Here is a 26,295-nt window from a genome sequence, read left to right as displayed (position 1 = left end):
ATGAAACAGATTTAAATTCTGTTTTTATCTATAGAACATGCAGCAAATGAATGATCTTCGCCGCATCGACCTGAACCTGCTGGTCATCCTCGACGCCCTACTGGCCGAGCAGCACGTCACCCGCGCCGCCGAACGCCTGCACCTCAGCCAACCGGCGGTCAGCCACGCCCTGGGACGCTTGCGCGACCTGCTCGCCGATCCATTGCTGGTTCGCGTTGGCGGCGGTCTGACGCCCACCCCACGCGCCCTGGAATTGCAGCGCCCACTGGCCGAGGCCCTGGGAAGGGTCCAGGCGCTGCTGGCTCCCCAAGGCTTCGATCCCGGCACTGCCCAGCGCAGCTTTCGCCTGGCCATGTCCGATTACGGCGCCGCCAGCCTGCTGCCGACCCTGACCCGCGCCCTGCGCGAGCAGGCGCCCGGAATCGACCTGGAAATCAGCCAGGGCAGCCGCGAGACCATGCTGGAACAACTGCAGAATGGCGAGATCGACCTGGCCGCCGGGGTTTTCCCGGAACTGCCCGACAACCTGCGCAGCACCAGCCTGTTCGAGGAAGGCTTCGCCTGCCTGGTGGACCGCAACAGCCTGCCCGCGCAAGAGCTCGACCTCGCCAGCTACCTGGCGCGCCCCCATGTGCTGGTCGAGATGAGCGGCGGTGGCGCCGCCGAGATCGAGCGCGCACTGACCCGCATCCGCGAGCGCCGCCGCATTGCCGTGCGCCTGCCCCACTGGAGCGTGGCCCCGCAATTGATCGCCGGCACCGACCTCATCCTCACCGTTGCCAGTCGCGTCCTGCGCCGGATCGACATGGATCACCTGGCCGTGGTGCCGCCACCGTTCGAGCTGCCGGGGATCACCTTCGATCTGGCCTGGCACCAACGCACCCTTGGCGACCCGGCGCTGGACTGGCTGCGTGGCCAAGTGCAGGTCGCGGCCGCCTGACCCATTGATCGAAATCCATTTGCCGGTGCCCGGCCGCGCCTGATATCTGTATAAATCCACAGTAAAAGCCCAATCCGCCCTCCTCCCATGCCCGCAGCCCTCGAAGACCCTTTCTATTACCTGAACAACTTCCACACCCTGCTGGACTGGATTCGCGAACGTTACAGCGACCTGCTGGATGCCGAGGAGCAGGCCTTCATCGAGGATTTCCACGCCCTGCCCCGCGCCTCCCAGGCGCTGCTGGTACGCATGGTGATGCGCAAAGGCACGCTGTTTCGCGCCAGCAAGCTGAACTACGCCGAAATCGGCGAAACCCGCGCTGCGGCGGAACCCCTGGTGGCCCTGGGTTGGGTGGATGACGCGCCGGAACTCGAACTGCCGCAACTCTTCGGCCTGCTCACCCTGGGCGAAGTGGACGCCTGCTTCGGCAAGGCACCGGGACGCAAGGCCGAGCGGCTGGAAGCCCTGATGTGCGAACACGTCGAACCCCGTACCTTCGCCGCCTGGTACCCGGCAAGCGGCGACTGCGTGTACGCCCTCGGCCTGATGGATGTCTGCGACCGCCTGCGCCTGATGTTCTTCGGCAACCTCTATCAGGACTGGTCCGAATTCGTCCTCGCCGACCTCGGTATCTACCAGTACGAAAAAGTGGAGATCGACGCCTCGGCACGGGGCTTCCGCGAGCGCGCCGACCTGGACTACTACCTGCAACTGCACCGCTGGCGGGAGCGCTTCGAAGCCGGCGAAGCACTGGACCAATTGTTCCCCGAACTCCCCTTGCAACCCCACTCGAATCCCTGGCTGGATGCGCGTCGGCGCAAGCTGCTGTTCCAGGTCGGCCAGCAATGCGAGCGCAGCGAACTGCTGGAAGCCGCCCTGGGTCTGTACGGCCTGTGCGACTACCCGGGCGCACGGGTACGGCGAATCCGCGTTCTGGAGCGACTGGACGCCAATGCAGAAGCCTTCGACCTCGCGCAGCACGCCTGCGCAGGGCCCGAGAGCGAAGAGGAAGAGCAGCACCTTGGCCGTATCCTGCCGCGCCTGCGACGCAAGCTGGGCCTGCCCAAGGAGTCGCCAGCCACCAGGTCCCCCGTGCAGCGCATCGACCTGGTACTGCCGCAGCCACCGGAGCCGCTCTCGGTGGAGCACGCTGTGCTGCTGCACTTGCACGAAGACGGCGCGCCCGTGCACTACGTGGAGAACACCCTGTTCAATTCGCTGTTCGGCCTGCTCTGCTGGGACGCCATCTTCGCCGCGCTTCCCGGTGCCTTCTTCCACCCATTCCACAACGGCCCGGCGGACCTGCTCAGCCCCGACTTCCATGCACGCCGCGCCGAACTGTTCGACGCCTGCCTGGCGCAACTGGACAGCGGCGCCTACCAGGCCAGCATCCGTCGGACCTACGCCACCAAGCAGGGGCTGCTATCGCCCTTCGTCCATTGGGGCAACCTGGATGAAACCCTGCTCGAGCAGGCCCTTGCCTGCCTGCCGGCGGCACAGCTGAGAGCCTGCTTCCAGCGCATCCTCGCGGACATCAAGTCCAATCGCGCCGGCCTCCCGGACCTGATCCAGTTCTGGCCTGAAGAACGACGCTTTCGCCTGATCGAAGTGAAAGGCCCAGGCGACCGCCTGCAGGACAACCAGCTACGCTGGCTGGAGTTCTGCGCCCAGCACGGGATTCCCGTGGAAGTCTGCTACGTGCAATGGGCGGACGCCTGACCATGACGTATAGCGTCGCCGTGCGCGCGCTCTGCGAGTTCACCGCCAAGGGCGGCGACCTCGACCTGCGTTTCACCCCGGCCCCCACCGCACAGGAAGGCATCGTCGGTCACGCCCTGGTAGCCGCTCGCCGCGGCGAGGGCTACCAGACGGAAGTCGCCCTGAGCGGTGAGTACGGGCCGTTGCGTGTTCGCGGCCGCGCCGACGGCTATGACCCGGCGCTGACGCGCCTGGAAGAAGTGAAGACCTACCGTGGTGATCTCCAGCGCATGCCGGACAACCATCGGCAGCTTCACTGGGCACAGGTGAAGGTCTATGGCTGGCTGCTCTGTCAGCAGAACGGCCTGTCGGAGATCGAACTGGCACTGGTGTATTTCGACATCGGCAGCCAGAAAGAAACCCTGCTCACCGAGCGTCATCGAGCAGAAGACTTGCGCCAGTTCTTCGAAGAGCAGTGCCTGCGCTTCATTGCCTGGGCCGAACAGGAACTCGCCCACGCCGGTGCACGCAACACCGCCCTCGAAGCCCTCGGCTTCCCCCACGCGCAGTTCCGCCACGGCCAGCGCCAGCTCGCCGAAGCGGTGTACAAGGCCGTCAGCACCGGCTGCTGCCTGATGGCCCAGGCGCCCACCGGCATCGGCAAGACCCTGGGCACGTTGTTCCCCCTGCTCAAGGCCGTGCCGCGCCAGGGGCTGGACAAGGTCTTCTTCCTCGCCGCGAAAACACCCGGTCGGCAATTGGCCCTGGATGCTCTGGCGCAAACCCGTGCAGAGCCGCTGCGAGTGCTGGAACTGGTGGCCCGCGACAAGGCCTGCGAGCACCCGGAAAACGCCTGCCACGGCGAGTCCTGCCCACTGGCCCGAGGCTTCTACGAACGCCTGCCTGCCGCCCGCAAGGCGGCAGCGGAACGCCGCTGGCTGGACCGCGAAGCCATTCGCGAGGTCGCCCTCGCCCATCAGGTCTGCCCGTACTACCTGGCCCAGGAAATGGCACGCTGGAGCGACGTGGTGGTGGGTGACTACAACTACTACTTCGACTCCAGTGCCCTGCTCCACGGCCTGGCCAGCGCCAACCAGTGGCGCGTGGCGGTGCTGGTGGACGAAGCCCACAACCTCGTCGAACGGGCACGCAAGATGTACTCGGCCGAACTCGACCAACTCAGCCTCAAAGCCCTGCGCAAGGCTGCGCCGACGGTTCTGAAGAAGCCCCTGGAGCGGGTCGGTCGCGCCTGGAGCGAGCTGAACAAGGAGCAGGTCGAGGACTACCGCGCCTACGACGCCCCTCCACAGAAGCTGTTGAATGCGCTGCAGGGCGCGGTCGTGGCCATCACCGACTACCTCACCGACAACCCCACTGCCATGGACGTCGCGCTGCAGGACTTCTACTTCGGGGCCATGCAGTTCGGTCGCATGGCCGAGCAGTTCGACAGGCATTCCCTGTTCGATATAGGCAAACGCCCCGGCAAGGCGGGCAGCAGCCTGTCGCGCCTGTGCCTGCGCAACCTCGTGCCGGCCACCTTCCTCGCCCCACGCTTCGCCGCCAGCCGCTCCACCGTGCTGTTCTCCGCCACCCTCAACCCGAGCCGCTACTACAGCGACCTGCTGGGCCTGGCGCACAACACGCCCTGGCTGGAAGTGGACTCGCCCTTCCGCACCGATCAGCTTCAGGTACGGGTTGCGGCCAATGTATCCACGCGCTACCGGCACCGCAGCGCCTCGCTTGGTCCCATCGCCGAACTGATGGCCCGGCAATTCACGGAACGCCCGGGAAACTACCTGGCCTTCTTCAGCAGCTACGACTATTTGCAGCAGGCAGCCGAGCGCTTTGCCCGCGAGCACCCGCAGGTGCCCATCTGGTTACAGGGGCGGCAGATGGACGAAGCCGCGCGCCAGGCTTTCATCCAGCGCTTCGAGGCCGGTGGCCGGGGAATCGGTTTCGCCGTGCTCGGCGGCGCCTTCGGCGAAGGCATCGACCTGCCCGGAGAGCGCCTTATCGGTGCCTTTGTCGCCACCCTTGGCCTGCCGCAGCTGAATGCGGTGAACGAACAACTGAAGCTGCGCATGGGCACGCTGTTCGGCGCCGGCTACGACTACACCTACCTCTATCCCGGGATGCAGAAGGTGGTGCAGGCGGCTGGTCGGGTCATCCGCACCACCGAGGACCGGGGCGTGGTGCACCTGATCGACGACCGCTTCGCGCGGCCGGAGGTCCAGCGACTCCTGCCATCCTGGTGGAGCATCGATTCCCTGTAGGGGTGAAATCATTGGCCAGGTCTGCCGGTGGTACCCAATAGGGTGGGCTTCAACCCTCCATCTCGTGGTCAGCGTGGGCTAAAGCCAACCCCACAAGACTCCGAGCCCCGACCTGCCCCTCTTGGCAACGGCTAACAGAGACAGAGCCAATTCATTCGCCAAGCCGGCAGAAGGCCTGCCCTGATCCATTGAGGACGCTACGCGCCCCTTGGCAAATGAACTCGCCCCTACAGAACCCCCTACACCGCCCCCACCGCTTGCAGCACGCTGGCGCCGGTGAAGAGGAACAGCACCTGCTCCTCTGCCTCCGCGCGGATCGCCGCCCGGCGATCCGGCTCGCCGATGTAGTCCAGGGACATCTGGAACAGGTTGCGGCTGATCAGGCGCGCGACGCGCCGCACCACCGGTTCCGAGACCAGCGCCGGCAGCAGTTTGTATTCGCGCACGTCCTCGGCCATGTCGGCGGCGAAGCCCTCCATCACCTCCTGAAGCGCCTCGCGCAGTACCGGGGATGCGCCGTGCAATTCGCGCACGCCGATGATGAAGGCCTCGGTGTTGCCATCGACGAAGTCGAAGAACAGCTGCACCGTCTCATGGCAGACGCGCCGGCCGCGGCCCAGGTCGATGCCCATCAGCTTCGGCAACACACCGCCGTCGCCCTGCACGGCGCGCAGCGCCGCTTCCCGGCGCAGGTCACGCAAGGGCTGGCGCAACTGGGTGGAGATGCTGCGGATGATGGCCAGCCCCAGGTCATCCACATCCTTGAAGTGACGGTAGAAGGTATTGGGGTTCAGCCCGGCCTCCCGCGCCAGTTCGCGCAACCCCAGGCTGCCCAGGCTGCGACTCTGGGAACCCAGGCGCAGCGCGGCTTCCATGAGCAGGCGCTTGCCGGGGGCATCGGGAGCTCGTTCTGGCGACTGGAGCTCGTCGCCGCTGGCGGAATTCATCTCTGGCCCTACCTAAGGTTGGTTGTGACGACGCTGGATTGCCGGCGAGTATACAGATGTCTACCTTGGTATACAGCTGTATACGCCGAAACAAACAAGAACAGGAGCCCGGCCAATGACTGCGTCACCCCGACCCTCTGCCCGCCATTGCAAGATCGCCATCATAGGTTCCGGCTTCTCCGGCCTCGGCATGGCGATCCGCCTGAAGCAGAAAGGCGAGAACGATTTCCTCATGTTCGAGAAGGAGCCCGGCATCGGCGGCACCTGGCGAGTGAACAACTACCCGGGCTGTGGCTGCGACGTGCAATCCCATCTCTATTCCTTCTCCTTCGAGCCGAACCCGAACTGGACGCGGATGTTCGCCAAGCAGGAAGAGATCAAGGCCTACCTGGAAGGCTGCTGGGAAAAGTACCGCCTGCAGGACAAGACCCTGCTGGGCACCGAGATCACCCGCCTGGCCTGGAACGACGTGGACGAGCTGTGGCAGATCGAAGACGCCGCCGGCAACCGCTACAGCGCGCAGTTCGTGGTCTCCGGCATGGGCGCCCTGTCCACCCCGTCGATCCCGCCGCTGAACGGCCTGAGTAACTTCAAGGGCGAAACCTTCCATTCCCAGCAGTGGAATCACGACTACGACCTCACCGGCAAACGCGTCGCCGTGGTCGGTACCGGCGCTTCCAGCATCCAGTTCGTGCCGCAGATCCAGAAGCAGGTCGCCCAGCTCGACCTCTACCAGCGCACCGCGCCCTGGATCATGCCCAAGCCGGACCGCGCCATCAGCGAGGGCGAGCGCTCCCGCTTCAAGCGCTTCCCCTTCCTGCAGCAACTCTGGCGCGGCGCCATCTACACCGTCCTCGAAAGCCGCGTGATTGGCTTCGCCCTGACGCCGAAGGTGATGAAGCTCGCCGAATGGGTCGCCAGGGGTTACATCAAGCGCAAGATCAAGGACCCGGTCCTGCGCGCCAAGGTCACGCCCGACTACACCATGGGCTGCAAGCGTGTGCTGATCTCCAACGACTATTACCCGGCGCTGACCCAGCCCAACGTCGACGTGATCACCGACGGCATCCAGGAAATCCGCAAGAACAGCATCGTCACCGCCGACGGCAAGGAACGCGAGATCGACGCCATCATCTTCGGCACGGGCTTCACCCCCAGCGACCCGCTGCCCCGTGGCGTGGTCTTCGGCCGTAACGGTGTCGACCTGCTGGACACCTGGCCGCAAGGTCCGGAAGCCTACAAGGGCACCCTGACCGCGGGCTTCCCCAACCTGTTCTTCCTCATGGGACCGAACACGGGCCTGGGCCACAACTCCATGGTCTACATGATCGAATCGCAGATCCATTACGTGCTCGGCGCCCTGGACCTGCTCGATGCCCGCCGCCTGCGCAGCCTGGAGGTCAAGCGTGACGTGCAGGACAAGTTCAACGGCAAGCTCCAGGGCAGCCTGGGCAAGACCGTGTGGAATGCCGGCGGCTGCATGAGCTGGTACCTGCACCCGGTAAGCGGCCGTAACTGCACCGTCTGGCCCGGCTTCACCTGGCGCTTCCGCCTGCTGACCCGCAACTTCGACCCGGCGGCCTATCACTTCAGCCGCAGCGTGCCGGTGCACACCGCCCAGGGCCCGCTGCAAATGTCCACCCAGGAGGTGCCGGCATGAAATCCTTCGAGAACAAAGTCGCTGCAGTCACCGGTGCCGGCTCCGGCATCGGCCGCGCCCTGGCCTGTGCCCTCGCCCGCCAGGGCTGCCACCTGGCCCTGGCCGACGTGAACACCGACGGCCTGGCGGAAACCGCCGCCATGGCGCGCAAGCTGGGTGTGCAAGTCACCGAAACCCGCGTCGATGTCGCCAACCGCGACGCCGTTCACGCCTGGGCCGAACAGGTGGTGCTGGACCATGGCCGGGTCAACCTGGTCTTCAACAACGCCGGCGTCGCCCACGCCGGCACGGTGGATGGCAGCGACTACTCGGAATACGAGTGGATCATGAACATCAACTTCTGGGGCGTGGTGTACGGCACCAAGGCCTTCCTGCCCCACCTCAAGGCCAGCGGCGAAGGTCATGTGGTCAACGTTTCCAGCGTGTTCGGCCTGTTTGCCCAGCCGGGCATGAGCGCCTACAACGCCACCAAGTTCGCCGTACGCGGTTTCACCGAGTCGCTGCGCCAGGAACTGGACATGGAAGGCTGCGGCGTTTCCGCCAGCTGCGTGCACCCCGGCGGCATCCGCACCAACATCGCCAAGACCGCGCGGATGAACGACAGCCTGGCCAAGGTCACCGGCCAGGAATCCAGCCGTGCCCGCCAGCAGTTCAACGACCAGTTGCTGCGGACCAGCCCGGACAAGGCCGCCGCGGTGATCCTGCGTGGCGTGCTGCGCGACAGCCGCCGCATCCTCATCGGCGCCGATGCCTGGGCGCTGGATGGCATGCAGCGTCTGCTGCCCACCCTCTACCAGCGCCTGGTCACCACCTCCATGCGCCTGGCGGCGAAGTTCGCGCCCAAGCCGAGGGCGGTGGAAGTGTCCAAGGCAACTGATTGACCCGAGGGGCTGCTTCGCAGCCCTTTCGCGAAGCAGGACGCAGTACTGCCGTAGGTTGGGCAGAGGAACGAAGCCCAACGCTCACTAGCACGCCCCTCTCTCAAGATGACTACAAGGTCACTCGTTCGGAAATCCGAACGACAGTCGGAGCGCATATTCGGAAGCCCGGACACGGCGCCAATCAAGATAGCCTTCTATCGACATAAAATCCTTAAATATCAACAAGTTGAATAAATAATCAGGTCACCATACAGCTGGCACGCATTCTGCCAATACAGATCCCGACGGACGCGATCTCCTGCTCGCGCCGATAAGAACAAACAACATCGAGGACTGTCGTTCATGCGTATGCTCCCCAAGGTTCTGGCCACCGCTATCGCAGCAACCCTGATTTCCGCTCCGGCCTTCGCCGCCGAGCTGACCGGTACCCTGAAGAAGATCAAGGAGACCGGCACCATCACCCTCGGTCACCGTGACGCTTCCATCCCCTTCTCCTACCTCGGCACCGAGCCGGGCAAGCCCATCGGCTACTCCCATGACATCCAGCTGAAAGTGGTCGAGGCCATCAAGCAGGAGCTGGGTATGCCCGAGCTGAAGGTCCGCTACAACCTGGTGACCTCCCAGACCCGTATCCCGCTGGTGCAGAACGGCACCGTGGACCTGGAGTGCGGCTCCACCACCAACAACCTGGAGCGCCAGAAGCAGGTCGGCTTCTCCGTGGGCATCTTCGAAGTGGGCACCCGCCTGCTGTCCAAGAAGAGCGCCAGCATCAACGAGTTCGACGACCTGAAAGGCAAGAACGTGGTGACCACCGCCGGCACCACCTCCGAGCGCCTGCTCAAGTCCATGAACGCCGAGAAGCAGATGGGCATGAACATCATCTCGGCCAAGGACCACGGCGAGTCCTTCCTGATGCTGGAGTCGGGCCGCGCCGTGGCCTTCATGATGGACGACGCCCTGCTCTACGGCGAAATGGCCAAGGCCAAGAAGCCCGATGACTGGGTCGTGACCGGCAAGCCGCAGTCCTTCGAAATCTACGGCTGCATGGTTCGCAAGGACGACGAAGCCTTCAAGAAAGTGGTCGACAAGGCCATCGCCGACACCTTCGCCTCCGGCGAGATCAACGGCATCTACGACAAGTGGTTCACCCAGCCCATCCCGCCGAAGGGCCTGAACCTGAACTTCCCCATGAGCGAAGAGCTGAAGAAGCTGGTCGCCAGCCCCACCGACAAGTCGGCTGAAGAAATCTGACGCCTTGCTCCTCTCTCCTTCCGGGAGAGGGGCCGGGGGTGAGGGTGGTGGGCTCCGTGCAATGTCATGCAGCCTTCCCCCCAGCCCTCTCCCAGAAGGAGAGGGCGTTTCCCCCTTCCACTGCCTTCAACCGCAGACAGATCGACCTGATAGGGGACAACCCTGATGAATTACAACTGGGACTGGGGCGTGTTCTTCAAGTCCACCGGGATCGGCAGCGAAATCTACCTGGACTGGTTCGTCACCGGCCTGGGCTGGACCATCGCCATCGCCCTGGCGGGCTGGATCATCGCCTTACTGCTGGGCTCGCTGCTCGGCGTGATGCGCACCGTACCGAACCGCTGGGTTTCCGGCTTCGCTACCGTCTACGTGGAAGTGTTCCGCAACGTGCCGCTGCTGGTGCAGCTGTTCCTCTGGTATTTCCTGGTGCCGGACCTGCTGCCCGAACCGCTGGAAATCTGGTTCAAGCAGGACCTCAACCCGGCCACCTCGGCCTACCTGAGCGTGGTGGTGTGCCTCGGCCTGTTCACCGCCTCCCGCGTCTGCGAGCAAGTGCGCACCGGTATCCAGGCCCTGCCCAAGGGTCAGCTCGGCGCCGCCCGCGCCATGGGCTTCCGCCTGCCGCAGATCTACCGCTACGTGCTGCTGCCCCAGGCCTTCCGCATCATCATTCCGCCGCTCACCAGCGAGTTCCTGAACATCTTCAAGAACTCCTCCGTGGCGTCGCTGATCGGCCTGATGGAGCTGCTGGCGCAGACCAAGCAGACCGCCGAGTTCTCCGCGAACCTGTTCGAAGCCTTCACCCTGGCCACCCTGATCTACTTCACCCTGAACATGAGCCTGATGCTGTTCATGCGCCTGGTGGAGAAGAAGGTCGCGGTGCCCGGCCTGATCTCCGTAGGGGGTAAATGATGGATTTCTCCGCAATCATCCCCGCCCTGCCGGGCCTGGCCGACGGCCTGCTGATGACCTTCAAGCTGATGGTGCTCGGCGTGTTCGGCGGCGTGGCCCTGGGCACCGTCCTGGCCCTGATGCGCCTGTCGCACAACCCGCTGCTGTCGAAGATCGCCGGGCTGTACGTCAACTACTTCCGTTCCATCCCGCTGCTGCTGGTGATCACCTGGTTCTACTTCGCGGTGCCTTTCCTGCTGCGGGCCATCACAGGTGAAGACACGCCGGTGGGCGCTTTCACCTCGTGCCTGGTGGCCTTCATGATGTTCGAGGCGGCGTACTTCTGCGAAATCGTCCGCGCCGGCATCCAGGCCATACCGAAAGGCCAGATGGGGGCGGCCTCGGCGCTCGGCATGACCTACGGCCAGAGCATGCGCCTAATCATCCTGCCCCAGGCCTTCCGCAAGATGACCCCGCTGCTGCTGCAGCAGAGCATCATCCTGTTCCAGGACACCTCGCTGGTTTACACCGTGGGCCTGATGGACTTCCTCAACGCCGCCCGCTCCCGTGGCGACATCATCGGCCAGCCCCACGAGTTCCTCATCTTCGCCGGCCTGGTCTACTTCAGCGTCAGCTTCATCGCTTCCCAGCTGGTCAAACTCCTGCAGAAAAGGTTAGCCGTATGATTTCCATCAAGAACGTCAACAAGTGGTACGGGGACTTCCAGGTGCTGACCGACTGCAGCACCGAGGTGAAGAAAGGCGAAGTAGTGGTGGTGTGCGGCCCGTCCGGCTCCGGCAAGTCCACCCTGATCAAGTGCGTGAACGCCCTGGAACCCTTCCAGAAGGGCGACATCGTGGTCGACGGCACCTCCATCGCCGACAAGGCCACCAACCTGCCCAGGCTGCGTTCCCGCGTCGGCATGGTGTTCCAGCACTTCGAGCTGTTCCCGCACCTGTCCATCACCGAGAACCTGACCATCGCCCAGACCAGGGTGCTCGGCCGCAACAAGGACGAAGCCCTGGACAAAGGCCTGAAGCTGCTCGACCGCGTCGGCCTCAAGGCCCACGCCCACAAGCACCCCGGCCAGCTCTCCGGTGGCCAGCAGCAGCGCGTCGCCATCGCCCGCGCCCTGGCCATGGACCCGGTGGTGATGCTGTTCGACGAACCCACCTCAGCGCTGGACCCGGAAATGGTCAACGAAGTGCTGGATGTGATGGTCGAGCTGGCCCAGGAAGGCATGACCATGATGTGCGTGACCCACGAGATGGGCTTCGCACGCAAGGTGGCCGACCGCGTGATCTTCATGGACCGCGGGCAGATCGTCGAAGACTGCGCCAAGGACGAGTTCTTCGGTGACGTCAACGCCCGTTCCGACCGCGCCCAGCAGTTCCTCGCCAAGATCCTCCAGCACTGATCCACCTCCCCCGCCGCCCGGCTCCCGCGCTGGGCGGCGACTGGCACGGCCCGGATGTCTATGATGCAATGCCCCACCGCCAGCTTCCGCGCCATGCCGCCAGCCCTGACCGTGAAACCGCGTCTTTCCCGCCACCTGCTGCTGTTCCTGCTGCTGCTCCTGTGCATGGCGGGCTTCGGCTACATCGGCTTTCACCTGAGTGAGGAAGCCGGCATCCGCCAGTTGCGGGTCAACGGCGAGCGCCAGCTGGAACTCCACGCCCGCGCCGTGGAAAGCGAGATCAACCGCTATACCTACCTGCCCAGCCTGCTGGAGCTCGAATCCAGCGTCAGCCACCTGCTGCTCAACCCCACCCCCTACCGGCGCAACCTGGTCAACGACTACCTCGAAGGCCTTAACCGCCGCAGCGGAGCCCGCGCCATCTACCTGCTGGACACCAATGGTCGCGTGCTGGCCACCAGCAACTGGCGCGATGCCGACAGCTACCTGGGCGAAGACCTGGCCTTCCGCGCCTACTTCCAGGAGGCCGTGCAGGGCCGCCCCGGCCGCTTCTACGGCATCGGCAGCACCACCGGCGAGGCCGGTTACTACCTGGCCCACGGCCTGCGCTACCAGGGCCGGATCATTGGCGTCGCGGTGGTCAAGGTGAAGCTCGAAGCCCTGCAGGAACGCTGGGAAAAGGCCCGCCTGCAAGCCTTCGTCAGTGATGAGAACGGCATCATCATCCTCTCCAGCGATCCGGCCCTGCGCATGAAGGCGGTACGGCCGCTTTCCGCCGAAGACAAGGAACGCCTGGCCCGCAGCCTGCAGTACTACTGGTGGGCGCTGAACGAATGGGAGCCACGCAGCCGCGAGGTACTGGGCGAAGGCCTGGAAGCCATCAGCTTCGCCGCCAGTGGCCCGCAGGGCGAGGCGGAAGGCGACGTCGCCTACCTGGCGCAGACCCGCCCCCTGAACGACACGCCCTGGCACTTCACGCTGCTCTCACCGCTGGCCGACCTGCGCCGCGAAGCGGTAATCCAGGGCATGCTCGCCGCCGTCGGCTTCGCCCTGCTGGCCTTCCTGCTGATCGCCTGGAACGAGCGCCGCAAGGTTATCGCCACGCGCCTGGCCGCCCGTGAAGCGCTGCTGGCGGCCAACAACGAACTGGAACGCAAGATCGCCGAACGCACCCAGGACCTGCGCGCCAGCAACAGCCGCCTGCTGGCGGAAATCCGCGAGCGCAAACAGACCGAAGACAACCTGCGCAAGGCCCAGGACCGCCTGGTCCAGGCCGGCAAGCTGGCGGTAATCGGGCAGATGTCCACCAGCATCGCCCACGAACTCAACCAGCCCCTGGCCGCCCTGCGCACCCTGTCCGGCAACGCCATGCGCTTCCTCGAACGCGGCGCCCTGGACACCGCCACCACCAACCTTTCCGCCATCAACGAACTGGTGGACCGCATGGGTCGCATCACCGCCAGCCTGCGGGCCTTCGCGCGACGCTCCGACGACCACGGGCAAGCGCGCCTGGGCAAGGCGGTGGACGCAGCCCTGTTCCTCCTCAACGCCCGCCTGGAACGCTCGCCGCTGGGGCTGCACCGGGAAGTCGACGACGTGCTCCTGGCCATCGACCAGACCCGCCTGGAGCAGATCCTGGTCAACCTCATCACCAACGCACTGGACGCCATGAGCGGCCAGACCGACTGCCAGCTCTGGCTCAGCGGCCGGGCCGACGGCGGCGTCTATCGCCTGCAGGTGCGCGACAACGGCCCCGGCATCGACCCGGAGAACCGCGTGCACCTGTTCGAGCCCTTCTTCACCACCAAGCCCGGCGAGCACGGGCTCGGCCTGGGCCTGACCCTCTCCGCCAGCCTTGCCACCGCCGCCGGCGGCAGCCTCGCGGCGCACCACCCCGACAGCGGCGGTACCACCTTCGAGCTCAGCCTGCCACTGCTGGAAAGCCCCGATTCGAACGCGAGCCCCCGACCATGACCGAGCCGCTCAACGTCCTCATCGTCGAAGACGATCCCCATGTCCTGCTCGGCTGCCAGCAGGCCCTGGCCCTGGAAGACATCCCCAGCGTCGGCGTCGGCAGTGCCGAAGAAGCCCTGGACAAGGTGGGCGAGGACTTCGCCGGTATCGTCATCAGCGACATCCGCCTGCCGGGCATGGATGGCCTGACCCTGCTGGAGCGCCTCAAGGCCCGCGACCGCCAGTTGCCGGTGGTGCTGATCACCGGCCACGGCGACATCAGCATGGCGGTGGGCGCCATGCGCAGCGGCGCCTATGACTTCATGGAGAAGCCGTTCTCTCCCGAGCGACTGGTGGACGTCACCCGCCGCGCCCTGGAGAAGCGCCGCCTGGACCGCGAAGTCAGCAGCCTGCGCCGTCAGCTGGCCAGCCGCCAGTCCCTGGAGCAGCGCATCATCGGCCGCTCGCCGGCCATCCAGGCCCTGCGCGAACTCATCGCCAACGTCGCCGACACCTCGGCCAACGTGCTGATCGAAGGCGAGACCGGCACCGGCAAGGAACTGGTCGCCCGCTGCCTGCACGATTCCAGTCGGCGCCACACGCACGAGTTCGTTGCCCTCAACTGCGGCGGCCTGCCGGAGAACCTGTTCGACAGCGAGATCTTCGGCCATGAAGCCCATGCCTTCACCGGTGCCGGCAAGCGGCGCATCGGCAAGATCGAGCATGCCCACCAGGGCACCCTGTTCCTCGATGAGATCGAGAGCATGCCGATCAACCTGCAGATCAAGTTCCTCCGCGTGCTGCAGGAGCAGACCCTGGAGCGCCTGGGCTCCAACCAGCCGATTCCGGTGGACTGCCGGGTGATCGCCGCCACCAAGTTCGACCTGAACGAAGAAGGCAAGGCCGGGCGCTTCCGCAGCGACCTCTACTACCGCCTCAACGTGGTCACCCTGGAACTGCCACCGCTGCGCGACCGCCGCGAAGACATCCTGCTGCTGTTCGAGCACTTCCTGCAGCTGGCCTCCCTGCGCTTCGATCGCGCCGCGCCGGAGCTGGACAACGCCACCGTCTCCGCCCTGATGGCCCACGACTGGCCCGGTAACGTGCGCGAACTGCGCAACGTGGCCGAACGCTTCGCCCTCGGCCTGCCGGTATTCAAGAAAAGCGGCCAGACCCCGGACGGCAACGAACCGCGCTTCGCCGAGGCGGTGGAAGCCTTCGAAAAATCCCTCCTCAGCGCCGCCCTCGAACGCCACGGCGGCAACCTCAGCCAGGCCTGCATCGCCCTCGGCATGGCCAAGACCACGCTGTTCGACAAGGTGAAGAAGTACGGGCTGTGAGCGCCTGCCCCAAACCCTGTGGGAGCGAATTCATTCGCGATGCGGACCAACGGACCGCGGCGCGGCCCTTCGCGAATGAATTCGCTCCTAGAAGAAACACTGCCCTGCCAATTACCGTGCAACAGCTGACGCCAGCGCCCCGCTCTCCCATGGTCTAAAACCACCAGACCACCCCACACGAACCACCACCATGTCCCTCCTGCACCGCGCCATCCATGCCAGGCCCGGTGAACTGGCTCCGGCCCTGGCCGCCTTCGCCCTGCTGCTGTGCCTGTTCGGCGGCTACTTCATGCTGCGCCCGGTGCGCGAGTCCATGGGCATCGCCGGGGGTGTGGAGAACCTGCAGTGGCTGTTCAGCGCCACCTTCATCGCCATGCTGCTGGCCGTGCCGGCCTACGGCTGGCTGAACGCGCGGGTGCCACGGCGAATCTTCCTCGACTGCGTCTACCTGTTCTTCGTCGGCAACCTGCTGGGCTTCGCCTGGCTGCTCTGGCGCACACCTGACCCACTGTGGGCGGCGCGGGCCTTCTACGTCTGGCTGTCGGTCTACAACCTGTTCGTGGTGTCCCTGGCCTGGAGCCTGCTGGCCGACGTGTTCGACCGTCGCCAGGCCAAACGGTTGTTCCCTTCCATCGCCGCTGGCGCCAGCCTCGGCGGGCTGATCGGCCCGCTCGCGGGCGGCCTGCTGGTGAGCGATCTGGGAACCGTCGGACTGCTGATACTGGCCGCCATACTGCTGCTGCCCACCCTGGCCCTGCGCCGCGTGCTGATGGACTGGCGAGGAAGCGGCGGTGCCGGGCGGCCCGGCGCGGAAAGCGAGCCACCGGAACGACCAGTGCCCGGCAACCCCTTTGCCGGCATCAGCCAGGTGCTGGGCTCGCGCTACCTGCTGGGCATCTGTGCCTTCGTCCTGCTGCTGTCCTGCACCAGCACCTTTCTCTACTTCGAACAGGCGCGGCTGGTGGCGGCGCTGTTTCCGGACAGTCACCAGCAAGTGCGCGTCTTCGCCCTGATCGACTTCACCGTGCAGGCCCTGTCCCTCGCCTGCCAGTTGTTCATCGCGGGGCGCGTGGCGCAGCGCTTCGGCGTTGGCGCGCTGCTGGCGGTGGTGCCGCTGCTGGTGGCCCTGGGCTTTCTCGGCCTGGCGCTACTGCCGCAATTCGCCGTGCTGGCATCGGTGATGGTGCTGCGCCGGGTCGGCGAATACGCCTTCGTGCGGCCGGGTCGGGAAATGCTCTTCGTCCCCCTCGGCGCCCAGGAGAAGTACCGGGCGAAGAACTTCATCGATACCGTGGTCTATCGCGGTGGCGACGCCCTGAGCGCCTGGCTCAATGCACTGCTCACCGGCATTGGCCTGGCCTCCTTCGCAGTGGCGCTGGTGGGCGCGGGCGTGGCCCTGGCCTGGTCCGCACTGGGCTGGCGCCTCGGCCGCCGACACGAGCACACTGGGTCCTCGTCACCCGCACAGGAGACCGAGCCATGAGAACCGGCATCACCCGCGCCGAATTCCTTCGCCTGAGTGCTGGCACCGCGCTCCTGGCCATGAGCCCCTTCGGCCTCGGCGCCGACATGGGCCAGCAGCCCGTGCGCCGCCGCGCCATTCCCTCCAGCGGCGAGCAGCTGCCAGTGATCGGTGTCGGCACCTACCGCGGATTCGATATCTCCCGCGACGCCGGCGCGGCCTGGGAGGATTGTCGCAAGGTGCTGGACGCACTCTTCGCCGCCGGTGGTTCGGTGATCGACAGCTCGCCCATGTATGGCCAGGCAGAAGAAGTGGTGGGTGGCCTGCTGAACGAGCTCAAGGCCCAGGACCGGGCCTTCGTTGCCACCAAGGTCTGGACCCAGGGTCGCCAGAGCGGCGTCGAGCAGATGCGGCATTCCATGCGCCTGCTGCGGCGCCAGCGCGTCGACCTGATGCAGGTGCACAACCTGGTGGACTGGCAGGAACACCTCAGGACCCTGCGGCAGTGGAAGGAGGAAGGCCGCATCCGCTACCTGGGCGTCACCCATTACACCTCCAGTGCCTATGACGAACTGGAGCGGGTGCTGCGCGCCGAGAAGCTGGACTTCCTGCAGATCGACTACGCCCTCAACGACCGCGATGCCGAAGAACGCATCCTGCCCCTGGCACAGGAGCGCGGCGTGGCGGTGCTGATCAACCGACCTTTCGGCGGTGGCAACCTGCTGCGCAACCTGCTGCAGCAACCGCTGCCGGAGTGGGCCAGCGAGTACGGTTGCACAAGCTGGCCGCAACTCCTGCTGAAGTTCTGCCTGAGCCATCCGGCGGTGACCTGCGTGATCCCCGGAACGGGAAACCCCCGCCACATGCTGGACAACCTCCAGGCGGGACGGGGGAAAGAGCCAGATCAAGCGCTACGCAAGATGTTGATCCGTCTCTTGTAGGGTGGAAATCGCTCTTCATTTCCACCATCGGTGCCAACCCGGTCTATGCGTTTTCGTAGGAGCGAGCTCTGCTCACGAAGCCTCGCACTGAACGTTCGCGAGCAGAGCTCGCTCCTACAACCCTTCCTCAGGCCGAGAACCCGCCATCGATCATCAGGTTCGCCCCGGTGATGTAACCCGACTCCGGGCCGGCCAGGTAGGCCACGAAGCTGGCGATTTCCTCCGCCTTGCCATAGCGCGGCAGGGCCATGAGCTGCTTGAGGGAGTCGGCGAAATCGCCGTGATCCGGGTTCATGTCGGTATCCACCGGGCCGGGCTGCACGTTGTTGACCGTGATACCGCGCGGGCCGAGGTCGCGGGCCAGGCCCTTGGTGAAACCGGCCACCGCCGCCTTGCTCAAGGCATAGACCGAACCACCGGCGAAGGGCATGCGTTCGGCATTGGTACTGCCGATGGTGATGATGCGACCGCCCTCGCCCATCACGCGGGCGGCTTCCTGGCTGGCGATCACCACGCTGCGCACGTTCACGTCCAGCGTGCGATCGAGGTCCTCGATGCTGAATTCTTCGATGGGCGCCACGGCCAGTACGCCGGCGTTGTTCACCAGGATGTCGAGACGGCCGAAGGTATCCACGGTGTGGTGGATGGCGGCACGGATGGCCTGCTCGTCGCGGCTGTCGGCCTGGATGGCGATGGCGCGACCGCCCGCGGCTTCGATGGTCTGCACCACGTCCAGCGCGCCGGCGGCGGAAGCGACGTAGGTCAGGGCGACGGAGGCGCCGTCACGGGCCAGGCGCAGGGCGACGGCGGCACCGATGCCACGGGAACCGCCCTGGATGAATGCGACTTTGCCTTCGAGGGTTTTGCTGGTGCTCATTCGAGGTCTCCTGAAACGGGGAAGTGGGTGGAAGACGGCCCCAGTATTCACCTCGCATTCAAAACCGATAAGCTGGCAATCGCTATATTCAGTCGATACCAAAGGTTTACGGAGAGCCCATGGAAACCCTCAGCAGCATCGAGTCCTTCGTACGCGCCGCCGAGGCTGGCAGCTTCGCCGAAGCCGCGCGGCGCCTGGGCCTGACGCCCGCAGCGGTGGGCAAGAACGTGGCCAGGCTGGAGTCCAGCCTGGGTGTCCGCCTGTTCCTGCGCAGCACCCGGCGCCTGACCCTGACCGAAGCGGGAGAGCGCTTCCTGACGGAGGTGAGTGGTGGCCTGGCGACCATCCAGGGCGCCGTGGCCAATCTGGCCACCAGCCAGGGCCAGCCGGCGGGCACCCTCAAGGTGAGCATGGGCGTTGCCTTCGGCCGCGACTACATCCTGCCGCACCTTTCCGACTTCCTCGCCCGTTACCCGGCGATAGTCCCCGACTGGCACTTCGACAATCGCCCGGTGGACCTGATCGGCGAAGGTTTCGACGCGGCCATCGGCGGCGGTTTCGAGCTGCCGCCCGGGGTGATCGCCCGGCAACTGGCGCCGGGCCACCGAGTGCTGCTGGCGTCGAAGGACTACCTGGCCCGGCACCCGGCCATCGAATCACCGGACGACCTGGCGCGGCACGATGGCATCCTCATCCGCTCCCCCCAGACCGGCCGCGTGCGCAACTGGCCGCTGCGTTCCCGCGACGACCGCCAGGCCACCTTCGAACTTAAGCTGCGCATGGCCATGAGCGACCCGGAAGCGGCCTGCCATGCGGCGATGCAGGGGCTGGGCGTGACCCTGGTCAGCACCGTGCACGCCCTGCCCCACCTGCAACGCGGAGCGCTGCAGCGGGTGCTGCCGGACTGGTACGTGGAGACCGGCAGCCTGTCCCTCTACTTCAGCGCGCAGAAGCTGCTGCCGGCCAAGACCCGCGTATTCATCGACTTCATCGTCGAACGCTTCCGCGAGCAGAAGCTGGCGGAGAAATTCAGCGCCAACTGGCGGCCCTGATTGCACGGATGACCATCGTCGATGGGTTTCGCAAGTCGTAGGGACGGTCAGAGGTGTTCGCTCTTGGCCGCCACATGCAGGTTGCGCCCGGCACCGAGGCCAAACGCCGTGGCGGCCAGGCCGATCACCACGAAGATGATCCCCACCGCGCTCCAGCCCTCGGTCAGGTCATGCACCACGCCCACCATCAGCGGGCCCATGGCGGCCAGGGTGTAACCCACGCCCTGGGCCATGCCGGAAAGGTTGGCGGCCACCTGGGCATCCCGCGAGCGCAGCACGATCAGGGCCAGGGCGATGCTGAAGGTGCCGCCCTGCCCCAGGCCGAGCACCCCGGCCCAGCCCCAGATACCGGACAGCGGCGCATAGAGCATGCCCAGCAGGCCAGCCAGGGTCAGGCCCATCACCAGCACCACGGCGGCGCGCTGGTCGCGGCCACGGGTGGCCAGCCAGGGCGCGCCGAGGGCGCTGATCAGCTGAACCATTACCGACCCGGACAGCACCAGCCCCGCTTCCACCGCGGAGAGGCCACGGTCGATCAGGATCGACGGCAGCCAGCCGAACACGATGTAGGCCAGGGACGATTGCAGACCCATGTAGAGGGTCACCTGCCAGGCCAGCGGATCGCGCCACAGGCCGGTCACCTTGTAGGCCTGGCGGTGGGCGTGCTGGGCCTGGCGGGTCTGGGGCAGCCAGATCAGCGCGGCGAGGATGGCCGGCAATGCCCAGAAGGCCAACGCCGGCTGCCAGGCATGGTCCATCAATTCGGCCATCGGCACCGTGGCGCCGGCGGCCAGCGCCGCGCCCAGGCACAGGGCCATGGTGTAGACCCCGGTCATCAAGCCGGCGACATGGGGAAAGTCGCGTTTGACGATGCCGGGCAGCAGCACGCCGATGATGCCGATGCTCGCCCCCGCCACCAGGCTGCCGAAGAACAGCCCCGCTACCGGGAACAGGCTGCGCAGCACGATGCCGCCGGCCAGGGTGAGGAGAATCAGCAGCACCGTGCGCTCGCTGCCCAGGCGCCGCGCCAGGATGGGCGCCAGCGGCGCGAACAGGCCGAGGCAAAGCACCGGCAAGGTGGTCAGCAGGCCGGCGCCGGTAGCCGACAGGCCCGTGGCCTCGCGCACCATGTTCAGCATCGGCGCCAGGCTGGACAGCGCCGGGCGCAGGTTCAGCGCCACCATCACCAGCCCCGCCAGCAGCAGCCAGGAACTGCCACGCAGCACATGGGGTTGGGGTTCGTCGTCGGCTTCGGCGTCGATCAGCAGCTCTTCCGCCGTGCAGGCCGGCTTGGGGTCATCCATCGGGATCGGGGCGTTCATGCAAGGCAGCTCCAATGAGGGGGCAAAGTCAGATCAGCAACGCACGGTTGGCCGCTGCGGCGGCGTCCGCGTCTTGTCGTTCGATGGCATCGAGAAGGTCACGGTGCAGATCGAAACTCGGCTGCGGCCGTTCGGGGTCGGAGATGGTGCGTTCCAGGCCAACGCGAATCACCTGGGAGAAGTAGCGGTACAGCTGGCTCAACACCGGGTTATGGGCGCTGTCCACCACCCGCTGGTGGAAGGCCAGGTCGTGGACGATGTAGTCCTCCAGGTCCTCATGGCCGGAACGCGCGGCGGACGCGGCCAGGGCCACGCGCAGGTCCACGAGGTCATCCTCGGTACGACGCGAGGCCGCCAGACGCGAGGCCTCGATCTCGATCATCCCCCGTGCTTCCAGCGCCTGCTCCACCGAACTGCGCGCCAGCGCCTGCATGGCGGCCAGTGGGTCGGCACAGGCGCGCACATAAGTGCCGTCGCCCTGGCGCACGTCCAGCACGCCGGAGAAAGTCAGCACCCGCACCGCCTCGCGCACGGTGTTGCGGCTGATTCCGATGATCTCGGCCAGTTCGGGTTCCGGCGGTAGGCGCTGGCCCAGAGGCCAGGTGCCGTTGTCGATGCGCTGGCGAATCTGCTCCAGGGCAATATCCACCAGGGAGCGCTTGAGGGCGGGTGCGGACATGGCAAACATCCAATCATCCGATGAATTTTGAGAAGGCCAAGGTTAGCCTGCTCACTATCTCCCCGCAATCGCGGCATCCTTGCGGTTGAGGCAATAGTCATTATCTACGAGGATGATTTTTCGCCCTCCCGGTCGGTTGGTAGCCTGCACGCACTCACCCATGCACACCGGGGACACCCATGAAACACGCACACATCCTTGCGCTGTCCGTAATGGCGCTGATCCTCGCCGGCTGTGCCAGCCAACCGGAACCCGAGCAACGCCCCTACACGGACGCCGAAGTGAAGCAGTTCGCCCTCGAAATGCTCAGCCGCGCCGGCCTGCCCTACGACGACTACGAGAAAGTCCGCCAGGCCCTCATCCACCCCAAGGTTCCGGAGGCGGGGAAAGACCTGCCCAAGGAACTGCCGCGCAAGGGCTGACGCAAGTCCACGTTCCACGAACGTGGATGTTTACCCGCTGAGCGGATGCAAGAACGCCGCACTCACAAGGTGCGGCGTTTCTCCTTGCGACGAAGCGAATCAGACTGGCAGCGAAGCGCCCAGCCGATTGATTTCCACCGTCACGTGCGCCAGCTCCTCATGGATGGCGAGCGCCTGCCGCACGCAGTCGGCATCCACCGCCCCTGTCGTGGCCAGGGTGAGGACGCAGGCATAGCGGTCCTTGCCGACCCGCCACACATGCAGATCGGTAATGGTGGGTGCCGCCGGCAACGCAGCAATCACCTGGCGGACCTCTTCCACCACCGGCGCGTCCATCTCCGCGTCCAGCAGCACCCGGGCGCTGTCGCGCAGAAGCCCCTTGGCCCAACGTGCCACCAGCACGGCGCCCACCAGGCCCATAACCGGGTCGAGCCAGGCCGCACCCCAGAATTTGCCTGCCAGCAGGGCAACGATGGCGAGCACCGAGGTCGCGGCATCGGCGACCACGTGCAAATAGGCCGAACGCAGGTTGAGGTCTTGGTGATGGTGGGCGTGATGGTGATGAGCATGGCCGTGACCATGATCGTGGTGATGGTGGTCGTGGTCATCGCGCAGCAGCCAGGCACAGAGCAGGTTCACCAGCAACCCCAGAACCGCGATGGCGATGGCTTCGTCGTAGTGGATCGGCCCCGGCGACAGCAGGCGCTCCACCGACTGGAACACCATCAGCCCCGCCACCCCCAGCAGCAGGATGGCGCTGGAATAGCCGCCCAGTATCTCCACCTTCCAGGTCCCGAAGGCGAAGCGACGATCGTGGGCCAGGTTGCGCGCGGCGGCATAGGCGAACAGCGAAAGGCCAAGCGCCAGCGCGTGGGAGCTCATGTGCCAGCCATCGGCCAGCAGCGCCATGGAGTTGAAGAACCAGCCACCGGCGATCTCGGCCAGCATCATCACCGCGGTAATCCACATCACCAGGCGCGTCTTGCGCTCAGCCGACAGGTTGCTCTGGTGGAATTGGTGGGAGTGCACCCAGTGTTCCGGGTTGCGCGTGGTCATGCCAATCATGCTCCAGAAAATTTGAATTAGCCGAGACCGCACAGGATAGTGGCTGCGCTGCCATGCGGGGCATACCCCTTGCACCTGTCTGACCGTAGGGTGCACCACCTGTACCGACTCCAAGGTCAACCCACCGCCGCAAACCGCCGGTGCGCACGGCGCACCCTACCGGCCCGGCCTCGACAACACTCTTACGAGGCGCGCTTGCGCCACACGCTCGCCAGCCAGGGCTGCTGCTCCCGTGGCAGGCCAGCTGGGCGGTAGTAGTGTTCCAGGGCGTCGAAGCCCGCCTCTTCCAGCAGTGCCTTCCAGCTCTGGTAGTCGTGCCAGGAACCGTAGCGGCTGCCATTCCAGCCTTCGTCGTTCTCGCCACGGGGATTGGAGCTGAAGAGCACGCCGCCGGGCTTCAGGGTGCCACAGAGCTGGCGCAGGACGCGGGGCAGTTCCTGGCGCGGGACGTGGAACAGGCTGGCGTTGGCGAAGATGCCGTCGAAGCGCGCGGCGGGCAGGTCGAGGTTGAGGAAATCCTGGTGCCAGACCTCGCAAGCGGAATCGGCACGAGCCATGACGACGAAGCTTTCCGCACCGTCCAGGCCGATGGCCTGGTGGCCGAGCCGGGTGAAGGTGCGCAGGTCGCGGCCAGGGCCGCAGCCGAAGTCGAGGATGGTGAAAGGCGCTTCACCCCGGATATGCCGCAACAGCGCCTCGATGTTCTGGCTCACATCGTGGTCGCGGGTGCCTTCGCGGAATCCTTCGGCATTGCGATTGTAGTCGTCGAGGGTGGTGGCCGTGATGCTGGCGAGGTCTTCAGGCTGCAGGGGCATGGGCTGCTCTGTGCGGTGCGTTGCAGGAAGGTGAATTCTACTCCTCGCGTGCCGGCAACAACGCCGGACGCCGCCTATCTTTCTGGAAACGTTTTCCCAAGAAGGATTCGGCAATGGCGGCTTCCGGCAAGAAAATGGGCCTGACCGGGCTAACGACCCTGGTGGCGGTGAACATGATGGGCTCGGGCATCATCATGCTGCCCTCCAGCATGGCGCAGCTAGGGGCGATCTCCCTGTTGTCCTGGGTGATCACCGCGGTGGGTTCCATGGCCATCGCGTACTGCTTCGCCCAGTGCGGGATTTTCTGCGCACGTTCCGGCGGGATGTCCGCCTACACGGAAGAAGCCCACGGCAAGTCGGCCTTCTTCCTCTGCTCCTATCTCTACTTTCTCTCCCTGGCCATCGGCAATGTGGCCATCGCCATTTCCGCCGTGGGCTATCTCACGCCCTTCATCCCCTGGCTGGGCACCGGCGCCGTGCCGCTGTTCGTTGGCGCCGTCGTGCTGATCTGGCTGACCACCCTGGCTAATTTCGGCGGGCCGAAGATCACCGGGCACATCGGTTCGATCACGGTCTGGGGCGTGATCATCCCGGTAGCCGGGCTGTCGGTGATCGGCTGGTTCTGGTTCGATACCAACATCTTCGCCGCCGCCTGGAACCCCAACGGAATCGCCATGAGCGACGCCATTACCCAGAGCATTCCGCTCACCCTCTGGGCGTTCCTCGGCATGGAGTCGGCGGCGCAGAACTCCGACGCCGTGGAGAACCCCAAGCGCAACGTGCCCCTGGCCTGCCTGCTGGGCACCCTGGGCGCGGCGGTGATCTACGTGCTGTCTACCTCGGTGATCATGGGCATCGTGCCCAACCCCGAGCTGGCCAACTCCAGCGCGCCCTTCGCCTTCGTCTACGCGAAGATGTTCAATCCGCTGGTGGGCGATGTGATCATGGCGCTGGCGGTGATGGCCTGCGTCGGCTCGCTGCTGGGCTGGCAGTTCACCCTGGCGCAGACCGCCAAGGTCACCGCCGACCAGCATATGTTCCCGGCGCTGTTCGCCAGGGTCACCCTGCTGGGTGCGCCCATCGCCGGGCTGGTGGCCAATGCCATGCTGCAGAGTGCGATGGCGGTGTCGACCATTTCGCCCAATGCCTCGGAACAGTTCGGCAAGCTGGTGAACCTGGCGGCGGTGACCAACATCGTCCCCTACATCACTTCGCTGTCGGCGCTGCTGGTGATCATGCAGAAAGCCGGGGTGACGGGTTACCCGCACCACCGCAACGTCGTAGTGCTGATCATCGCCATGGCCTACAGCTTCTATGCGCTCTACGCCTCAGGGACCGAGGCGGTGTTCGGCGGCATGATCGTCACCGCGGTGGGTTACCTGATGTTCGGCTATATCGCCGACCGCTTCCTCGAAGAACGCGCCGCGCAGGTCCGCGCCCTCGGCCTGGAGGACAAAGCATGAGCCCGAAAGCGCTGGCCTCGCTGCCCCTGCTGCTGACCCTGCTGCTGCCGTCACTGGCCCCGGCCCAGACCCTGGACCGCATCCGCGCCAGCGGCACCTTCACCCTCGGCTACCTGCCGGACCAGCCGCCCTTCTCGTCCGCCGAGGGTGAAGGGGCATCCGGCTACACCATCGACCTCTGCCAGAAAGTCGCCGACCAGATCCGCGGCCAGCCGGGACTGGCCTCGGTCAAGGTGCGCTTCGTGCCCCTGGCGCCAGACAAGGCGCTGGACGTGGTGCATGACGGCGGCGTCGACCTGCTTTGCAGCCCCATGGTGGAAACCCTGAAACGCCGCCAGAACGTGTCCTTCTCCCTGCCTGTGTACACCGCCGGGATCGGCGTCGTGGTGCGCAAGGAAGCCCCCATTTCCCTGGTGAAGGTGCTCAACGGCGAGGTGGAGCAGACCGGCCCTACCTGGCGCGCCACCCTGAATCGCGGCCTGGCCGCCCACAGCTTCGCGGTGCAGGGCGGCACACTGGTGGAGACCTGGGCACGGGAGAAACTGCGCCTGCTGAAGGTGCTGGTGACCCTGGAAACCGTGACCAGCCCGGCCGAAGGCGTGGATCAGGTGGCCAGCGGCAAGGTGGATGCCTTCTTCGCCGACCAGATGATCCTGCGCAGCCTGGTGGCGCGGGATGCCGCCAACGCCGGCCTCGTCGTCCTGGAGCGACGTTTCGAGTTCGAGCCGGTGGCCCTGGCCATGGCCCGTGACGACGAGGACTTCCGCCTGGTGGTGGATACCGCGCTGAGCCAGGTCTATCGATCCGGCGCCATCGTGCCGCTCTACAGCCAGTACTTCGGCGCCCCCGGCGAACTGGACCAGACCCTGTTCAAGGTGTATTCGCGTCCCTGAGGGCAGAGAATTCGAGCGCAAGCGACGGAGTGCCCCGGCGCTTGCGCCTGCCT

At 65.8% G+C, this 26,295-nt stretch carries 23 protein-coding genes; 17 read left to right on the top strand and 6 right to left on the bottom strand.

Features of this window, described 5'->3' with window-relative positions:
* Nucleotides 1-37: 37 nt before the first annotated feature.
* The 3 genes from FXN65_RS09070 (at nucleotide 38) to FXN65_RS09060 (ending at nucleotide 4,911) form a co-directional block, all read left to right on the top strand.
* Entirely contained in the window at nucleotides 38-940 is a 903-nt protein-coding gene (locus tag FXN65_RS09070) for a LysR family transcriptional regulator (RefSeq protein WP_151132757.1), read from the top strand.
* Between the two features lie 87 nt (nucleotides 941-1,027).
* Nucleotides 1,028-2,659, top strand: a complete 1,632-nt coding sequence (locus FXN65_RS09065) for a VRR-NUC domain-containing protein (protein WP_151132755.1) — start codon at nucleotides 1,028-1,030, stop codon at nucleotides 2,657-2,659.
* A 2-nt stretch (nucleotides 2,660-2,661) separates the two neighbouring features.
* Nucleotides 2,662-4,911 (top strand): ATP-dependent DNA helicase, encoded by a 2,250-nt coding sequence (locus FXN65_RS09060; protein WP_151132754.1) that lies wholly within the window; start codon nucleotides 2,662-2,664, stop codon nucleotides 4,909-4,911.
* Between the two features lie 239 nt (nucleotides 4,912-5,150).
* Here FXN65_RS09060 and FXN65_RS09055 read toward each other — a convergent pair whose 3' ends face one another.
* Nucleotides 5,151-5,858 (bottom strand): TetR family transcriptional regulator, encoded by a 708-nt coding sequence (locus tag FXN65_RS09055; RefSeq protein WP_151132752.1) that lies wholly within the window; start codon nucleotides 5,856-5,858, stop codon nucleotides 5,151-5,153.
* 115 nt (nucleotides 5,859-5,973) lie between these two features.
* On the opposite strand from FXN65_RS09055, the gene FXN65_RS09050 reads away from it, so the two are divergent.
* From FXN65_RS09050 to FXN65_RS09005, 10 genes are all read left to right on the top strand, one after another.
* Complete coding sequence (locus FXN65_RS09050; RefSeq protein WP_151132751.1) at nucleotides 5,974-7,518, top strand: flavin-containing monooxygenase; 1,545 nt, start codon at nucleotides 5,974-5,976, stop codon at nucleotides 7,516-7,518.
* Nucleotides 7,515-8,399 (top strand): SDR family NAD(P)-dependent oxidoreductase, encoded by an 885-nt coding sequence (locus FXN65_RS09045; RefSeq protein WP_151132750.1) that lies wholly within the window; start codon nucleotides 7,515-7,517, stop codon nucleotides 8,397-8,399. The genes FXN65_RS09050 and FXN65_RS09045 overlap by 4 nt, the downstream gene beginning before the upstream one ends.
* Before the next feature lie 342 nt (nucleotides 8,400-8,741).
* Nucleotides 8,742-9,650, top strand: a complete 909-nt coding sequence (locus FXN65_RS09040; protein ID WP_151132749.1) for a glutamate/aspartate ABC transporter substrate-binding protein — start codon at nucleotides 8,742-8,744, stop codon at nucleotides 9,648-9,650.
* Between the two features lie 165 nt (nucleotides 9,651-9,815).
* Nucleotides 9,816-10,562, top strand: coding sequence for an amino acid ABC transporter permease (locus FXN65_RS09035; protein ID WP_151132748.1), 747 nt, complete (start codon nucleotides 9,816-9,818; stop codon nucleotides 10,560-10,562).
* The gene (locus tag FXN65_RS09030; RefSeq protein WP_178119292.1) at nucleotides 10,559-11,227 is read left to right on the top strand and encodes an amino acid ABC transporter permease; all 669 of its coding nucleotides are present in this window, start codon (nucleotides 10,559-10,561) and stop codon (nucleotides 11,225-11,227) included. The genes FXN65_RS09035 and FXN65_RS09030 overlap by 4 nt, the downstream gene beginning before the upstream one ends.
* A complete protein-coding gene (locus FXN65_RS09025; protein WP_151132746.1) occupies nucleotides 11,224-11,958 on the top strand; it encodes an amino acid ABC transporter ATP-binding protein in 735 nt (244 codons plus the stop codon). Before FXN65_RS09030 ends, FXN65_RS09025 begins: the two co-directional genes overlap by 4 nt.
* A gap of 63 nt (nucleotides 11,959-12,021) precedes the next feature.
* Nucleotides 12,022-13,932: a sensor histidine kinase gene (locus tag FXN65_RS09020; protein WP_151138713.1), complete on the top strand. Its 1,911-nt coding sequence runs from the start codon at nucleotides 12,022-12,024 to the stop codon at nucleotides 13,930-13,932.
* Nucleotides 13,929-15,251 carry a two-component response regulator AauR gene (locus tag FXN65_RS09015; protein ID WP_151132745.1) on the top strand — a complete coding sequence of 441 codons (1,323 nt, stop codon included), beginning with the start codon at nucleotides 13,929-13,931 and terminating at the stop codon, nucleotides 15,249-15,251. Before FXN65_RS09020 ends, FXN65_RS09015 begins: the two co-directional genes overlap by 4 nt.
* Before the next feature lie 190 nt (nucleotides 15,252-15,441).
* Nucleotides 15,442-16,734: an NTP/NDP exchange transporter gene (locus FXN65_RS09010; protein ID WP_151132744.1), complete on the top strand. Its 1,293-nt coding sequence runs from the start codon at nucleotides 15,442-15,444 to the stop codon at nucleotides 16,732-16,734.
* Entirely contained in the window at nucleotides 16,731-17,654 is a 924-nt protein-coding gene (locus FXN65_RS09005; protein ID WP_151132743.1) for an aldo/keto reductase, read from the top strand. Before FXN65_RS09010 ends, FXN65_RS09005 begins: the two co-directional genes overlap by 4 nt.
* 127 nt (nucleotides 17,655-17,781) lie before the next feature.
* On the opposite strand, the gene FXN65_RS09000 is transcribed toward FXN65_RS09005, so the two are convergent.
* The gene (locus tag FXN65_RS09000) at nucleotides 17,782-18,531 is read right to left on the bottom strand and encodes a 3-oxoacyl-ACP reductase family protein (RefSeq protein WP_151132742.1); all 750 of its coding nucleotides are present in this window, start codon (nucleotides 18,529-18,531) and stop codon (nucleotides 17,782-17,784) included.
* Between the two features lie 119 nt (nucleotides 18,532-18,650).
* On the opposite strand from FXN65_RS09000, the gene FXN65_RS08995 reads away from it, so the two are divergent.
* Entirely contained in the window at nucleotides 18,651-19,583 is a 933-nt protein-coding gene (locus tag FXN65_RS08995; protein ID WP_151132741.1) for a LysR family transcriptional regulator, read from the top strand.
* 47 nt (nucleotides 19,584-19,630) lie between these two features.
* On the opposite strand, the gene FXN65_RS08990 is transcribed toward FXN65_RS08995, so the two are convergent.
* Together FXN65_RS08990 and FXN65_RS08985 are read right to left on the bottom strand one after the other, a co-directional pair.
* On the bottom strand, nucleotides 19,631-20,905 hold the full coding sequence (locus tag FXN65_RS08990) for a CynX/NimT family MFS transporter (RefSeq protein ID WP_151132740.1): 1,275 nt from the start codon (nucleotides 20,903-20,905) through the stop codon (nucleotides 19,631-19,633).
* Nucleotides 20,906-20,933: 28 nt separating this feature from the next.
* Nucleotides 20,934-21,584, bottom strand: a complete 651-nt coding sequence (locus tag FXN65_RS08985) for a FadR/GntR family transcriptional regulator (RefSeq protein ID WP_151132739.1) — start codon at nucleotides 21,582-21,584, stop codon at nucleotides 20,934-20,936.
* A 179-nt stretch (nucleotides 21,585-21,763) separates the two neighbouring features.
* On the opposite strand from FXN65_RS08985, the gene FXN65_RS08980 reads away from it, so the two are divergent.
* The gene (locus tag FXN65_RS08980; protein WP_151132738.1) at nucleotides 21,764-22,006 is read left to right on the top strand and encodes a hypothetical protein; all 243 of its coding nucleotides are present in this window, start codon (nucleotides 21,764-21,766) and stop codon (nucleotides 22,004-22,006) included.
* 99 nt (nucleotides 22,007-22,105) lie between these two features.
* Here the strand turns inward: FXN65_RS08980 and dmeF are convergent, their stop codons facing one another.
* Nucleotides 22,106-23,062 carry a CDF family Co(II)/Ni(II) efflux transporter DmeF gene (gene dmeF / locus FXN65_RS08975; RefSeq protein WP_151132737.1) on the bottom strand — a complete coding sequence of 319 codons (957 nt, stop codon included), beginning with the start codon at nucleotides 23,060-23,062 and terminating at the stop codon, nucleotides 22,106-22,108.
* Between the two features lie 191 nt (nucleotides 23,063-23,253).
* Entirely contained in the window at nucleotides 23,254-23,886 is a 633-nt protein-coding gene (locus tag FXN65_RS08970; protein WP_151132736.1) for a class I SAM-dependent methyltransferase, read from the bottom strand.
* A gap of 113 nt (nucleotides 23,887-23,999) precedes the next feature.
* On the opposite strand from FXN65_RS08970, the gene potE reads away from it, so the two are divergent.
* A complete protein-coding gene (gene potE / locus FXN65_RS08965; RefSeq protein ID WP_151132735.1) occupies nucleotides 24,000-25,349 on the top strand; it encodes a putrescine-ornithine antiporter in 1,350 nt (449 codons plus the stop codon).
* Nucleotides 25,346-26,242, top strand: a complete 897-nt coding sequence (locus FXN65_RS08960) for an amino acid ABC transporter substrate-binding protein (protein WP_151132734.1) — start codon at nucleotides 25,346-25,348, stop codon at nucleotides 26,240-26,242. The genes potE and FXN65_RS08960 overlap by 4 nt, the downstream gene beginning before the upstream one ends.
* Nucleotides 26,243-26,295: the final 53 nt, after the last annotated feature.

Origin of the sequence: Pseudomonas lalkuanensis, assembly GCF_008807375.1 — a bacterium.
Taxonomy (GTDB): domain Bacteria; phylum Pseudomonadota; class Gammaproteobacteria; order Pseudomonadales; family Pseudomonadaceae; genus Metapseudomonas; species Metapseudomonas lalkuanensis.
This window is presented reverse-complemented; position numbering and strand designations above follow the sequence as displayed.